This is a genomic window from Thiomonas islandica (genome assembly GCF_055383445.1).
In genome coordinates this window covers 1,302,391-1,314,739 of sequence record NZ_AP042391.1, presented here as the reverse complement: position 1 = coordinate 1,314,739, position 12,349 = coordinate 1,302,391, and the positions used below count along the sequence as shown (strand labels likewise).

The following is a 12,349-nucleotide window of genomic DNA, read 5'->3' as shown; positions in this document are numbered from 1 at the left end:
GTGATGCCAAAGCCGTCGGCGCGCCGGACGCTCTCAATCCCAAGGTAGCCCGCTTGTTGGGGCGCCAATTCGGCCATGCGCCGTGACATGGCCTCATAGCCAGCGTCGTCCGCGGACCGAAGGGATGAAAAAATCACAGCGAAATACGGAACCTGCGCATCAAAGCAGGCTATGGGGGAAGCCGCATGACTTTCGCTGGCCGGTGCCCCTTGCGCGCGGTAAGGCTCATTCGCGGGCAAGAAAACCCCCTCGGCCCTGGCTTGCGTCGTCCACCTGGCCACCGCCGGATGAGCAGCGACTGCCTGCACATAACGCCAGGCCCAGTCCGGCAGCGTGGGGCGGTAGGTGACAAAACGCATGCAGACCGGGGCGTAGAACGCATCGACCAGGCCGAATGCGCCGAAGAGGAAGGGGCCGCCGCTGGTCTGCAGCGCGCCTTGCCACATTCGCAGGATCTGGTCGATGTCGCGCTGCACGGCCGGGTTCCAGCCCCGGCCCGGCAGATCGGCCTCGATGTTCATCACCATGTGCTCGCGCAAGGCGCCAAAGCCGCTGTGCATGCTGGCGCACAGGCTGCGAGCCAGCGCCCGCTCCGCCACGTCTTGGGGCCAGAGTGAAAGCTCCGGAAAACGCTCGGCCAGGTATTCGCCGATGGCCAGCGAGTCCCAGATGCGCAGATCGCCGTCTTCGAGCACCGGCACCTTCGCCACGGGCGAGAGGGCCGACAACTGGGCGAACTCGGGCGTGTCGAGCCAGTGCGGGCGTTCTTCGAAGGGAATGCCAAACGCGGTCATCGCCACCCAGGGGCGCATGGACCAGGAGGAATAATTTTTGTTGCCGATGTGCAGGACGAACATGACGGCCATCGCTCGGGAGAGAAAGGCCGCCATCGTACCGCCCGGCCCCGCGCTTTCCAAACCGTTTTTTCGCATAGCCGCCATGCGGGCGGCGCATGGTGGATGCCCTTTGAAAATCAGCGCCCCGCCCTGGCACGCAGCGCCTCGTACTCGGATTCCTGGTATCTCGGATCGAGGTAGGTGGGTGCGATCGCTTCGAGCGATTCGGGATGCGGCACGCCCAGCGCGGGGACGAAGCCGGGCAGCGCCCCAGTGCACACGCTGTCGACTTTCATCGAGTCGAGGTTGTCGCGGCTCATCAGGGGTGTGCCCGGAGCCAGTTCCATCAGCCAGGCCTGCAGCCGTCCAAGCGCATCGGGCAGCGGGATGACGGCGCGGCCCTGACCGGCGCCGACCCGCGCCCACTGGCCGGACAGGCGCACCAGTTCAGCCAGGGTGTAGACATGCGGGCCGCAAAGCGCATAGGTCTGGCCGATGGTGTCGCGCGCCTGCGGCCCGACCAGGCTGTTGACGAACGCCGTGACCACATCGCCGACGTACACCGGGGCAAAACGGGTTTTCGCCCCGGCAAGCGGCACGACCGGAAACACCCGCTGCAGCTTGGCGAAGGTATTGAGAAAGTTGTCTTCGGGGCCGAACACCACCGAGGGCCGAAAAATAGTGAGGTCGATCCCGGCCTGCGCCTTGAGCGCCGCCTCGCCGTCGCCCTTGGAACGCAGATACATCGACGGCCCGTTGGAATCGGCACCGAGCGCGCTCATGTGCACCACACGGCGCACCCCGTGCTGCGTGCAGGCCGCAGCGATGCGCCGCGGCAGCTCGACATGCGCGCGGGCGAAGTCGGGTCCATAGGGCTGGCCGCGCCGGCCTTGCAGAATGCCCACCAGGTTGACCACCGCGTCGCGCCCGGCGATCAGCCGCGACAGCGTGGCATCGTCGTGCACATCGGCCTCGACCACATCAACCAGCGGCAGCTGCACCAGATGGCGCGCACGCTGGCGGCGGCGGGTCGGCACCGTGACAAAGTGATTGCCCAGCGACAGGGCGTTGACCAGGCGGCTGCCGATGAATCCGCTGCCGCCGATGACGAGGATGTCGAGTTGCATACGCGTTGCGTCCAAGTTGATCAAAACTCAGGTGAATTTTCTGCTGCGCGGCCCGCTGGCCGCTCGCGACGACATCTTCACAACTTCTCAGCGCTGCGTGCTGGCCAGCATGGCCTCGGCCGGGCCGATGTCACCGAGCCGCGCCTTGAGCGACTGGGGCTTGCCGCTGAGAATGGCGGCGTACACCGTGGCATTGGCCAACACCCGCTTGACATAGTCGCGCGTCTCGGCAATCGGAATGTTTTCTGCGAAGATAGCGCCGGGCAGCAGCGGCCGGTCGGGCGACCCCATGTTGCGCCAGCGCAGCGGCCGCCCGGGCCCGGCGTTGTAACCTGCTGCGGCCAGCGCCTCTGAGCCGTCGAACTGCTGCAGCAGCCCGCTCAGGTAGGCGCTGCCCAGCTGCACGTTCACCCCGACATCGGCGATCTGCTCATGGCTGTAGTCGGCCAGGCCGATCTTGCGCGCCACCAGACGGGCCGTGGTCGGCATGAGCTGCATCAGCCCCGAGGCACCCACCCAGGATTTGATGTTGGCGATGAAACGCGATTCCTGCCGGATCAGGCCAAACAGGAACGCCTCGCTCACACCCTGCTGCTGCGAGGCCCGGGCAATGGCGTCGCGGTAGGGCATGGCGTAGCGCTGCGCGATGTCCACGCCGCTGGTCACCCGCTCGCTGGTGTTGATGCAGCGATCCCAGATCTGCTCGCGGCAAGCGAGCTCGGCCGCAGCCTGGATCTGTTCGTCGCTCAGCCCGCGCAGCGAGAAATTCCATTCGCGCACCGCTTCATTGCGCAGATCAAGGCTGAACAGCGCAAGCGACCGCTGGATACCGGGCCGCACCGCCTGCTGCGCCACCGCCGCCAGCGGCGCCGGCGGCAGCGAAGCTGGCAGGCTGATTTTCATGCCCAGCGCATCGGTGGCGAGCTGGCCGTAGAAATCCCAGGGATTGGCCACCTGCGCCAGCAGCGCACGGCCCTCGATCGGATGGCCAAGCCGCTCCAGCGCGCGGGCATGCCAGTAGGTCCACGCGGGGTCTTTGTCACCCTGGTCGATCAGGATGCGGGTGGCGCTGCGCACCTGCGCCCAGTCCTGCGCGCGCAGCGCAGCGCGCACCTGCCATTCGAGCACCACGGGTGAGGGAACATAGCTCGGGTCGGCCTGGTTCATGCGGGCGAAGTCGCGCGCGGCGTCGGGCTGCAGATTCAGCGCCGCGGACAGGCCGATGCGTCCCCACAGCTGCGCCCGGTCGCGCGCAGGCAGTGCGGAAAAATTGTCCTGCAGCAGCCGCGCAGCCTGGTCGGGGTCTTGCCGCGCCATGCTCAGCAGCGCCAACACTAGGTACTGTCTGCTGCCTGCGTCGGCAACTGCTGTCTGCGCGCCACGGCGCACCACATCGAGCAGGTAGCGCACCGCATCGGTGTCAGTCTGCGCCAGGATGCGCCAGCTTCCCGGCGGCAGGAAGGGGGCGAGCAGGTCGCGCCCCTGCCTGGCACGGCCGTCCTCGTAGAACCGTCGCATGCGCTGCCACAGCATCTCGCGCGACATCGCGCCGCTATGCAGCAGCGCGGTGGCTGCGCTGTTGCACCCCGGGCCGCCGGTGCGCTGATCCATCCACAGTTTGAATACCTGTGCGGTGACGTCGGCATGCCGGGTGACGAACTGGCTTTGCAGGTCGTAGCACTGCACCTGCGGATCGTCGCGCATGATGAACTGCGGGTAGACGCGGTTGAAGTCGTCCCAGTCCTGGCGCTTGCCCAGTTCGAGCAGCCAGTCGTTGCGCAGGCGGTCGAGCACGTAGGTGTGCGGGTAGGCGGCCGCGAAAGCGTCGAAATCCTGTTGCGTGGCCTTGGCGAGCGTGGGCTTGATCGCCCAGTATGCAACCCAGGGCTCGAGCAGCGTGCCCTTGAGCAGCGGCAACGCATCGCGTGCGGGCTGCGGGTCGCCGCGCTGTGCTGCCTTCTGCGCCGCGAGAATGCGCTGTGCCTGATCAGCAGGGATCTGCGGCATCGGCAGCAAGGCCCTCGGTGCCGCGCTCGAGCCGGTTTGGGGCGGGGCCGCGTCGGACTGCGCCAGGACCGGCAGCGCACAGCAGCCCAAACCCAGCGCCAGGCCCAGCAACGCGCAGCGGCGCAAAATAGGCGGTAACAACCCGAGCAATTTCATAGGACGTCAGCTTACCGTGAACCCGCCGCTCTACGATCCATTGTCCCCTGATCTGCCTCAGAATTTGCGCGCCGACCTGCGCCGCGAGTTGATCGCCAGGCGGCAGGCCCTGCCCGATCTGCCTCGGCGACAGGTCGCGCTGGCGCTGCGGCTGCGGCAGGTGCTCGACGCGCTGGAGCCCGAGTCGCTGGGTGCCTACTGCGCCACCCGCGGCGAGTTCGACCCGCTGCCCACGGTGAGCGCCTGGCTGGCCGAGCATCCCGCCTGCACCCTTGCCCTGCCCCGCGTCACCGAGGCCACGAAGCAGATGGAGTTCATCGCCTGGACGCCTGGCGAGGCGCTGCGCCCCGGGCCCTACGGCATTGCCGAGCCCACCGGACAGACCGTCGTGCATCCCTCCACCCTGCTCGTGCCCTGCGTGGGCTTTGCCGACGTGGGGCTGCGGCTGGGCTACGGCGGCGGCTACTACGACCGCTACCTGGCCGGCCGTGAAGAGGTTTACACCATCGGCCTGAGCTACGCTTGCTGCGAGCTGCAGCAGCTCGACATGCAGCCGCACGACCAGCTCATGGACCTGGTCCTGACCGAAGACGGCCTCTACGGCCTGGATGCCTTGTCGCTGACTCTGGACGATTGAACACGCGCACTGTCGGCCCGCTGCTTGCCGAGGCCGACCTCACCCTTGACCCCAGCGGCCAGCCCGCCAGTGCACGGTATGGCGATATCTATGCCAGCCGTGCCGGCGCACTGGGTCAGGCGCGCTCGGTGTACCTGCGCGGCTGCGGCCTGCTCGACACCCCGGCGCGCTGGGCCGGACAGTCGCAGTTCACCATTCTGGAAACCGGTTTCGGCCTGGGAGTGAATTTCCTCGCCACCTGCGCCGCATGGCGCGCCGACCCGCAACGCTGCACGCGCCTGGATTACGTCAGCCTGGAACTGCACCCTGTGCGCGCCGCCGACCTGCTGGCGCATGCTCCGCCCGAACTGAGGGACTTGGCTGCCATGCTAGCAGCGCAATGGCCGCCACCAGTGCGCGGCCTGCATGTCATTACTTTCGACAGCCTCCTCACCCGTAGGGAGGAAGAAGCCGCCTCGGCCCCATCCCGCGGGAAAAGCCAGGAGGGGGATCCGCCCAGCGGCATCACCCTTTACCTCGCCTTTGGCGATGCGGCCGAACTCGCGCCCAGGCTCCGGCTGGCCGCCGATGCGGTCTATCTCGACGGTTTCGCCCCGGCGCGCAATCCGCAGATGTGGACTCCCGAACTGCTGCGCGCCCTGGCCCGCCTGGTCAAACCCGGTGCGCGCGCGGCCAGCTATACCGTGGCGCACGCGGTCCGGCACGGGCTGGAACAGGCTGGGTTCGAGGTGGCCTTGCTACCCGGCTGGGGCGGCAAGCGCCAGCGCCTGCAAGCCACCTTCAACCCCCGCTGGAAACGCACCCGCCGCACCTTGCCCGCCTCCTGGCCCGCAACACAACCGCGTCACGCCGTGGTCATCGGGGCCGGCATCACAGGGGCGGCCTGCGCCCATGCCCTGGCGCAGCGCGGCTGGACGATCGAGGTACTCGAAGCCGGACCGCACCCTGCCGGCGGCGGCTCGGCCATGCCCGCGGGTCTGTCCCATCTGCAACCCTCGGCAGACGACAACCTGCTGTCGCGGCTGACCCGCGCCGGCATGGCCGCGCTGCGCCGCGCGCTGCCGGTGCAATCCACCGACCTTGCCCGTTTCGGCCCCGCCCTGCTCACCCCGGCTGACGCCGAAGAAGCCGAACGCATGCGCGACTGGCGCGACCGTGTGCGCCTGCCACCGCAACTGGCACAGTGGACTGCGCAAGGCTGGCTGGTGGACAGCACAGTGCTCGCCAATCGGGCACTGTGCGCCGCGTGGCTGGACACGCCGCGCATCATCTTGCGCTGCAGCCATGCGGTCGCCCTGCTGCAGCGCGATGGCACCAACTGGGTGTTACGCGACGCCGACGGCCGCATCCTGACCCGCGCGCCGCAGGTCGTGCTGGCAAGCGCGCTGCAGACCCCCCGCCTGCTCGCCGCAAGCGGTCTGATTCCCGACACCGACTGGCTGCCGCTGCGCGCTCTGCGCGGGCAGGCACAGGCGCTGCCCGCCCGCCTGTGGCCTGCGCTGCAGGCCATCGAGCAGCCGTGGATGGGCAGCGGCTACGCTCTGCACCTGCCCCCGGCTGCAGTGCGCCTTGTGCAGCCTGCAACCGATTCGCAAGACACTGACTGGCTGCTGATCGGCGCGACATTCGAGCCCGAAGACAAGCCGCTCACCCCCGAGCAGGCCTGGGCGCGCAACCGCGACAGTCTGGCCGCGCTCACCACGCAGCCGCCGCTGCCAGAACATGCCGATACCCTACGCCATTTCGCCGGCACCCGCGCCACCAGCATTGACCGTCTGCCGTACTGCGGCGCCCTGCCCGACCTGACCGCACTGCTGGCCGATCCGCAGCGCGCCGCAGGCAGGCAATTGTTCGAACTGCCCCGCCTGCCCGGACTGGCGGTGTGCGCTGGCATGGGCTCACGCGGCCTGACCCTGGCCGCTTTGCTGGCCGAGGTGCTGGCCGCGCAGATCGAAGGCACGCCGCTGCCGATCGAAACTGACCTGGCCGACGCCCTCGACCCCGCCCGCGTGACGCTGCGGCGGCTGCGCCACCCCTTGCACGCAGCGCGCTAGGGCCTGCCACGCCGCGAACTGAGCCGCCAGCCACTCGAGCATGGCCTTGCACCTCGGGGCGCTGGCGCGCGCCCGACCTGCGCCAACTCGGGGCGCATACCGGGGTGATTTCCTCGCCGAACAGAAAGGTGGTGTGCGCGGTCTGAAACTCGCCCAGCCGCGGAATCAGCCGCTGGCCAAGGGGAGCGCGACGACGTGTTTCTGCAGTCCGGCGACAGCTATCGCCGCCGCGGCGAGGCCGGGCGGTGGTCACGCTGTGGAGCGGCGCTGGAGCGCGGCGCGCGGGGGGGGGGGGGACAGTGCAGTGCGGGCGGCAGTCCCTCAGCCCACGGCGAACAGCTCGCGCTCCATCCAGTCGGCCAGCGCATGCGCCACGGCGTGAGGCGCTTCGGCCATGAGGTTATGGCCGCAGTCGAGCAGCACCGTGCGGTTGAGCGGCAGCGCCTCGCGCAGGCTGGCGGCGGCGGGAGGCGGGGTCATGCGGTCGTGCTCGCCCAGCAGGAACAGCGTAGGGCCGCCCCATTGCCGCGCGGCGGTCTCCCCAGCGTCGTATTCATTGCACGCCTTCAGATCGCTGGCCAGCAGGCTGCCCCCGGGCCAGTTCGCCTGCTGCCGCAGCAACAGGTCGCGGTAATGCGCGGGCGACTGATCGCCCTGTGCCAGCGCGGGCGAATCTGCCTGCGCATACGACCAGCGCACCACGTTGTCGATCGCCTCGGCGGGCGCGGTCTCGGCCTGCGCCAGCAGCCGCCCGGACACCCGCATCGGAAACGCCGTACCCAGCAACGCCAGACCGCGCACCTGCGCCGGACGCTGCCCTGTGGCGTGCAGCGCGACCAGCGAGCCCATGCTGTGCCCGGCGAGCACCACCACGCCGGTCTGGTGCGCGTCGAGCTGGCGCCACACCCAGTCGGCCATGGCCTCGATGCTCGGCAGCGGCGGCCCGGGCGTGGCGCCGTGCGCAGGCAGTTCCAGTGCCAGTACGGCCCAGCCGCGCCGCGACAGCCAGCCGGTCTGCGCAGCCCACACACTGGCGTCGCCGCCGGCGCCGTGCAGCAAGACCAGCGGCGTGGTTGGGGGACTGAATGGGGGCATCGTCTGCATCCTACTTCCGGTGGGCCCTGCTGCGGGAATGTCCTCTGGCCCGCACACGGCCTGCTGACTATAGTTCGGCTCACGTCAGGTCCGAGGAGAATCCCATGAAAGTCAGCGATATTCTGCGCGTCAAAGGCCATGTGCTGTTCACGGTTGCGCCGCAGACCAGCCTGCTACAGGCGGTGCAGACCATGGCGCAGCACGACATCGGCTCCCTGGTGGTCATGGAACAGGGCAAACTCGTCGGCCTGCTCACTTTTGCCGAGGTGATGGCTGCAGTCGCCGAGGGGCAGGGCATCTTGGGCGCGCACACCGTGGCTGAGTGCATGCAGACGCATGTGGAGGTCTGCGGCCCCGACACCACCTTGGACACCCTGCGCCGCACCATGCTGGACGCCGGGTTGCGCTACATCCCGGTGATGCAGGGCGGCACGCTGCTGGGCGTGATCTCCTTTCACGACGTGGCGCAGGCAGTGGTGCGCGAGCAGGATTTCGAGAACCAGATGCTCAAGGCCTACATCCGCGACTGGCCGCAGGACGAAGGCCTGCCCGAGAACACCGCACCGGTGGCGACTTCGGCGCCTGCGCGAAACTGAGAAGTTGTGAAGCTTGTCGTCGCAAGCAGCCCGCTGCCCATGCGCACGACGCGCAGGGTCCAGACTGATCAACCAGATCGGCCAGACCCGAGCACCGCGCTTTAGCAGGCCGTTGAAAAACGTCGCGAGGATGGCCAGATGCAAGGCGCACGGCGCGCAGCGACCGAGACATATCAAATAGATAGGCGAGGCAGCGAGCACCGTGCAACGCCGCAGATGGCCCACCGCAGTAGTTTTTCAACGGCCTGTTATGCCCAGCGGGCTGCGCAGTAGAGAGATTCGCAACTTCTGAGGCGCAGCAGCCAGGCCAGGCCGGGTAGCATTGAGGAGCAGCGGCCGCGTGCGCCGCCCTCACTCCCGCCTCATGCCCACTTTGCTGTATCTCCACGGTTTTCGCTCGTCGCCACAGTCAGCCAAGGCGCGTGTCACCGCGCAGCGGGTGGAGCAAATCAATCGGCAGCGGGCTGCGTCGGGCGAACCGCAGATCCGCTGGCTGTGTCCGCAGCTTCCGCCCTCGCCACGGCAGGCCATGCAGCTGTGCGAAAACTTGGTGGGCGACACACCGGGCGAGGATTTGCGGCTGATCGGCAGTTCGCTCGGCGGGTTTTACGCCACCTGGCTGGCGCACACCCGTGGCGCACGCGCCGCGCTGCTCAACCCGGCGGTCGATCCGGCGCGCGATCTGCGCGGGCAGATCGGCCCGCAGACCGTCTGGCACGATCCGACACTGCGCTTTTCCTTTACCGCCGCGCATGTGGACGAGCTGCACGCGCTGGAAGTCGGCGATCTGCGCGCGCCTGTCCCCAATCCGCAACGCTATTTTGTGATCATCGCCCAGGGTGACGAGGTGCTGGACTGGCGCGAGATGGCGGCACGCTACCGCGGTGCACACTGCACCATCCTGCCCGGCGGCGACCACGCACTGTCCGACTACGCTCAGCGGCATCTCGACCCTGTGCTGCGCTGGTGCCTGGGCACCGCGCCCTGACCCCGCTCCTTCAAGGAAATCCATCATGCGACTTCAAGGCCACATCGCACTCATCACCGGCGCAGCGCAAGGCATCGGCCTGGCCACCGCGCGCAAATTCGCTGCCGAGGGTGCCAGCCTCGTGCTGTGCGACCGCAACGCAGACACCCTCGACCCGGTGGCCGCCGAGCTACGTGCCGCTGGCACGCCCGTGTTGGCGCAGGCGCTGGACGTGTCCGACCGGGCCGCGTTCACCGCCCTGGTCGATGCGGCGATCGCGCGCTTCGGCCAGATCGATACCCTGGTCAACAACGCCGGCATCACCCGCGATGCGCGGCTGGTGAAAATGACCGACGAACAGTTCGACGCAGTGATCGAGGTGAACCTGCGCGCAGTGTTCCGCTGCACGCAGATCGTCGCCACGCACATGATCGAACGCGGCAGCGGGGCGATACTCAGCGCCTCCAGCGTGGTCGGGCTGTATGGCAATTTCGGCCAGACCAACTATGCCGCGACCAAGGCCGCAGTCATCGCCATGACCAAGACCTGGGCGCGCGAGCTCGGCCCCAAGGGTGTGCGGGCCAATGCCGTCGCCCCGGGGTTCATCCAAACCCCGATGCTGGCCACGATTCCCGACAAGGTGATGCAGCAACTGGCCGAGCGCGTGCCGCTGCGGCGCCTGGGCCAGGCCGAAGAGATCGCCAGCGTCTATGCCTTTCTCGCCAGCAGCGAGGCCAGCTACATCAACGGCGCGGTCATCGAGGTCGATGGCGGGATGACGCTATGAGCAATGTGCTGTTCGAAGACGGCGGCAAGTTCCACGCCGGGCGCATCCTCAGCGAGGCCGAAACCAGCCTGCAGGTCGAACTCGAATCGGGCCGACGGCAGAAGATCAAGGCCGCGCAGGCGCTGGTGCGGTTCGACAAGCCCGCACCGCCCGAGCTGATGCACTGGGCGCAGGCGCAGCAGGACGGCATCGACCTGGACCTGCTGTGGGAATTCGCCCCCGAAGACGAATTCCACTTCGACCAGGTCGCTGCCGACTACTACGGCGGCACGCCCGATGCAAGCCAGCGCGCCGCCATCTTGCTGCGGCTGTTTTCCGCGCCGCATTACTTCCAGCGTCGCGGCCGGCAGGGGCAGTTCCGCAAGGCACCCCGGCAACAGGTGCAGGCAGCGCTGGCAGCACTAGCGCGCAAGGAAGAGCAGCTGCGACAAATCGAGAGTTTTGCCACCGAACTGGCCGCTGGCCGTTGCCCGCAGCCCATCGCCGACAAGCTCTATCAAATCCTGTTCAAGCCGGACAAGAACAGCCTGGAATACAAGGCCGTGGCGTTGGCGGTCAAACAGACCGGGCGTGGCGCGCTGACTCTGCTGCGCGATGCCGGTGCGATCGCCTCGCCCTGGACGTTTCACATGCAGCGCTTCCTGCTGGAGCGCTTTCCCAAGGGCACCGGGTTCCCTGCGCTGCCGGTGCCGCAGTACAACGACGCCCTGCCGCTGGCGCCAGTTGCAGCCTTCAGCATCGACGACTCGGCCACCACCGAGATCGACGACGCCTTCTCGCTGCAATGGCTGGAGGGTCGCCGGGTGCGGCTGGGCATCCACATTGCCGCGCCGGCGCTGGCGCTGCCGCGCGATTCCGACTGGGAGCAGGTGGCGCGGCAGCGCCTGTCCACGGTCTATATGCCCGGCGACAAGATCACCATGCTGCCCGAGGTGCTGGTGCAAACCTTCTCCCTGCAAGCCGGACGCGACTGCCCGGCGCTGTCGCTGTACTGCACCGTGGGAGACGATCTGCAGCCCACCGATTTCGACACCCGCGTGGAGGCGGTGCACATCGCCAGCAATCTGCGCCACGACCAGCTCGACGCCGTGGTCACCGAAGAGGCGCTGGCCGCCGATCCGGCCGCGCAGCCCTATCCGCATGCGGCCGAACTCGCCTGGCTGTGGCGCTTTGCGCAGGCGCTAAAAAAAGGCCGCGAGCAGGTGCGCGGCAAACCCGAGCGCGCTGGCGGCGTGGACTACACCTTTCGCATCGACGGTCTGGAGCACGGTGCGGAAAACGCGACCGTGCGTATCGAGCCGCGCCGTCGCGGCGCGCCGCTGGACACCATCGTCGCCGAGCTGATGATCCTGGCCAACACCACCTGGGGCGGCTGGCTGGCCGAGCTGGGCATGCCCAGCATCTACCGTAGCCAGAGCGGGTATGGTGCCAATCTGCGCACCCGCATGGGGCTCAAGCCTGCGCCGCACCAGGGGCTGGGCGTGCCGCAATATGCCTGGTGCACCTCGCCGCTGCGGCGCTACGTCGATCTGCTCAACCAGAGCCAGCTCATCGCCGCCGCGCGTCATGGCAAGACCGCGCTGCTGCAGGCACCGTTCAAGCCGCGCGATCCATTGCTGTTCGCCATCGTCGATGCATTCGAAGACACCTACAAGGCCTACGCCACGCACCAGTCGGCGCTCGAGCGCTACTGGACGCTGCGCTATCTGGCGCAGCAGGGGCTGTCCACTTTCGAGGCCACGGTGCTGCGCGACGGCGCAGTGCGACTCGACGGCCTGCCGCTGGTGTTCACCGCAGTGGGCGCGCAGGACCTGCCGCGTAACACCCGGGTGCAGGTGCAGATCACCGGCACCGATCTGATCACCCTGGAGGTGTTCGGACGCGTGCTGTGCCAGATCGACGCCCCCCCGCCTGCGGCCGCTGCCGACGGTGACACCGAACCCGAGGAAGAGGACGCCGTGGTGCTGGCCGCGCCGATCAGTGTGGACCTCGACAGCGAAGATGCCCCTCCCGCCGAATCGCCGCTGCAAACGGCAGTCGCGGCTGCCGGGCCAGCTTCGTAGAATCGCGCGGATTTCGCCCGACCC

Annotated in this window: 9 protein-coding genes and 1 pseudogene; 6 read left to right on the top strand and 4 right to left on the bottom strand. The window is 68.2% G+C overall.

Features of this window, described 5'->3' with window-relative positions:
* Nucleotides 1-209: 209 nt before the first annotated feature.
* From ACZ47F_RS06340 to ACZ47F_RS06330, 3 genes and pseudogenes are all read right to left on the bottom strand, one after another.
* Nucleotides 210-857, bottom strand: a pseudogene (locus tag ACZ47F_RS06340) (glutathione S-transferase family protein); the annotation flags it as partial.
* 116 nt (nt 858-973) lie between these two features.
* On the bottom strand, nt 974-1,963 hold the full coding sequence (locus ACZ47F_RS06335) for a complex I NDUFA9 subunit family protein (RefSeq protein ID WP_464926591.1): 990 nt from the start codon (nt 1,961-1,963) through the stop codon (nt 974-976).
* An 87-nt stretch (nt 1,964-2,050) separates the two neighbouring features.
* Complete coding sequence (locus tag ACZ47F_RS06330) at nt 2,051-3,970, bottom strand: lytic transglycosylase domain-containing protein (RefSeq protein ID WP_464926433.1); 1,920 nt, start codon at nt 3,968-3,970, stop codon at nt 2,051-2,053.
* 172 nt (nt 3,971-4,142) lie between these two features.
* Here ACZ47F_RS06330 and ACZ47F_RS06325 point away from each other — a divergent pair, with 172 nt between their 5' ends.
* Nucleotides 4,143-4,763, top strand: a complete 621-nt coding sequence (locus ACZ47F_RS06325) for a 5-formyltetrahydrofolate cyclo-ligase (RefSeq protein ID WP_464926432.1) — start codon at nt 4,143-4,145, stop codon at nt 4,761-4,763.
* Nucleotides 4,760-6,817 (top strand): FAD-dependent 5-carboxymethylaminomethyl-2-thiouridine(34) oxidoreductase MnmC1, encoded by a 2,058-nt coding sequence (gene mnmC1, locus ACZ47F_RS06320; RefSeq protein WP_464926431.1) that lies wholly within the window; start codon nt 4,760-4,762, stop codon nt 6,815-6,817. Before ACZ47F_RS06325 ends, mnmC1 begins: the two co-directional genes overlap by 4 nt.
* Before the next feature lie 321 nt (nt 6,818-7,138).
* Here mnmC1 and ACZ47F_RS06315 read toward each other — a convergent pair whose 3' ends face one another.
* Nucleotides 7,139-7,912 (bottom strand): alpha/beta fold hydrolase, encoded by a 774-nt coding sequence (locus ACZ47F_RS06315; protein WP_464926430.1) that lies wholly within the window; start codon nt 7,910-7,912, stop codon nt 7,139-7,141.
* A 104-nt stretch (nt 7,913-8,016) separates the two neighbouring features.
* On the opposite strand from ACZ47F_RS06315, the gene ACZ47F_RS06310 reads away from it, so the two are divergent.
* The 4 genes from ACZ47F_RS06310 (at nt 8,017) to ACZ47F_RS06295 (ending at nt 12,325) form a co-directional block, all read left to right on the top strand.
* Nucleotides 8,017-8,508 (top strand): CBS domain-containing protein, encoded by a 492-nt coding sequence (locus ACZ47F_RS06310; protein ID WP_464926429.1) that lies wholly within the window; start codon nt 8,017-8,019, stop codon nt 8,506-8,508.
* 364 nt (nt 8,509-8,872) lie between these two features.
* Nucleotides 8,873-9,496, top strand: coding sequence for a YqiA/YcfP family alpha/beta fold hydrolase (locus tag ACZ47F_RS06305; RefSeq protein ID WP_464926428.1), 624 nt, complete (start codon nt 8,873-8,875; stop codon nt 9,494-9,496).
* 25 nt (nt 9,497-9,521) lie between these two features.
* Nucleotides 9,522-10,262 carry a 3-oxoacyl-[acyl-carrier-protein] reductase gene (fabG, locus tag ACZ47F_RS06300; protein WP_464926427.1) on the top strand — a complete coding sequence of 247 codons (741 nt, stop codon included), beginning with the start codon at nt 9,522-9,524 and terminating at the stop codon, nt 10,260-10,262.
* Nucleotides 10,259-12,325: a ribonuclease catalytic domain-containing protein gene (locus ACZ47F_RS06295; RefSeq protein WP_464926426.1), complete on the top strand. Its 2,067-nt coding sequence runs from the start codon at nt 10,259-10,261 to the stop codon at nt 12,323-12,325. The genes fabG and ACZ47F_RS06295 overlap by 4 nt, the downstream gene beginning before the upstream one ends.
* Nucleotides 12,326-12,349 lie beyond the last annotated feature (24 nt).

Excerpts from the sequence above, each read along its gene's own strand:
- ACZ47F_RS06310 (WP_464926429.1), top strand. The coding sequence starts at position 8,017 with ATGAAAGTCAGCGATATTCTGCGCGTCAAAGGCCATGTGCTGTTCACG.
- ACZ47F_RS06305 (WP_464926428.1), top strand. The coding sequence starts at position 8,873 with ATGCCCACTTTGCTGTATCTCCACGGTTTTCGCTCGTCGCCACAGTCA.
- ACZ47F_RS06315 (WP_464926430.1), bottom strand. The coding sequence starts at position 7,912 with ATGCCCCCATTCAGTCCCCCAACCACGCCGCTGGTCTTGCTGCACGGC.
- ACZ47F_RS06330 (WP_464926433.1), bottom strand. The coding sequence starts at position 3,970 with ATGCCGCAGATCCCTGCTGATCAGGCACAGCGCATTCTCGCGGCGCAG.
- fabG (WP_464926427.1), top strand. The coding sequence starts at position 9,522 with ATGCGACTTCAAGGCCACATCGCACTCATCACCGGCGCAGCGCAAGGC.
- ACZ47F_RS06335 (WP_464926591.1), bottom strand. The coding sequence starts at position 1,963 with ATGCAACTCGACATCCTCGTCATCGGCGGCAGCGGATTCATCGGCAGC.
- ACZ47F_RS06295 (WP_464926426.1), top strand. The coding sequence starts at position 10,259 with ATGAGCAATGTGCTGTTCGAAGACGGCGGCAAGTTCCACGCCGGGCGC.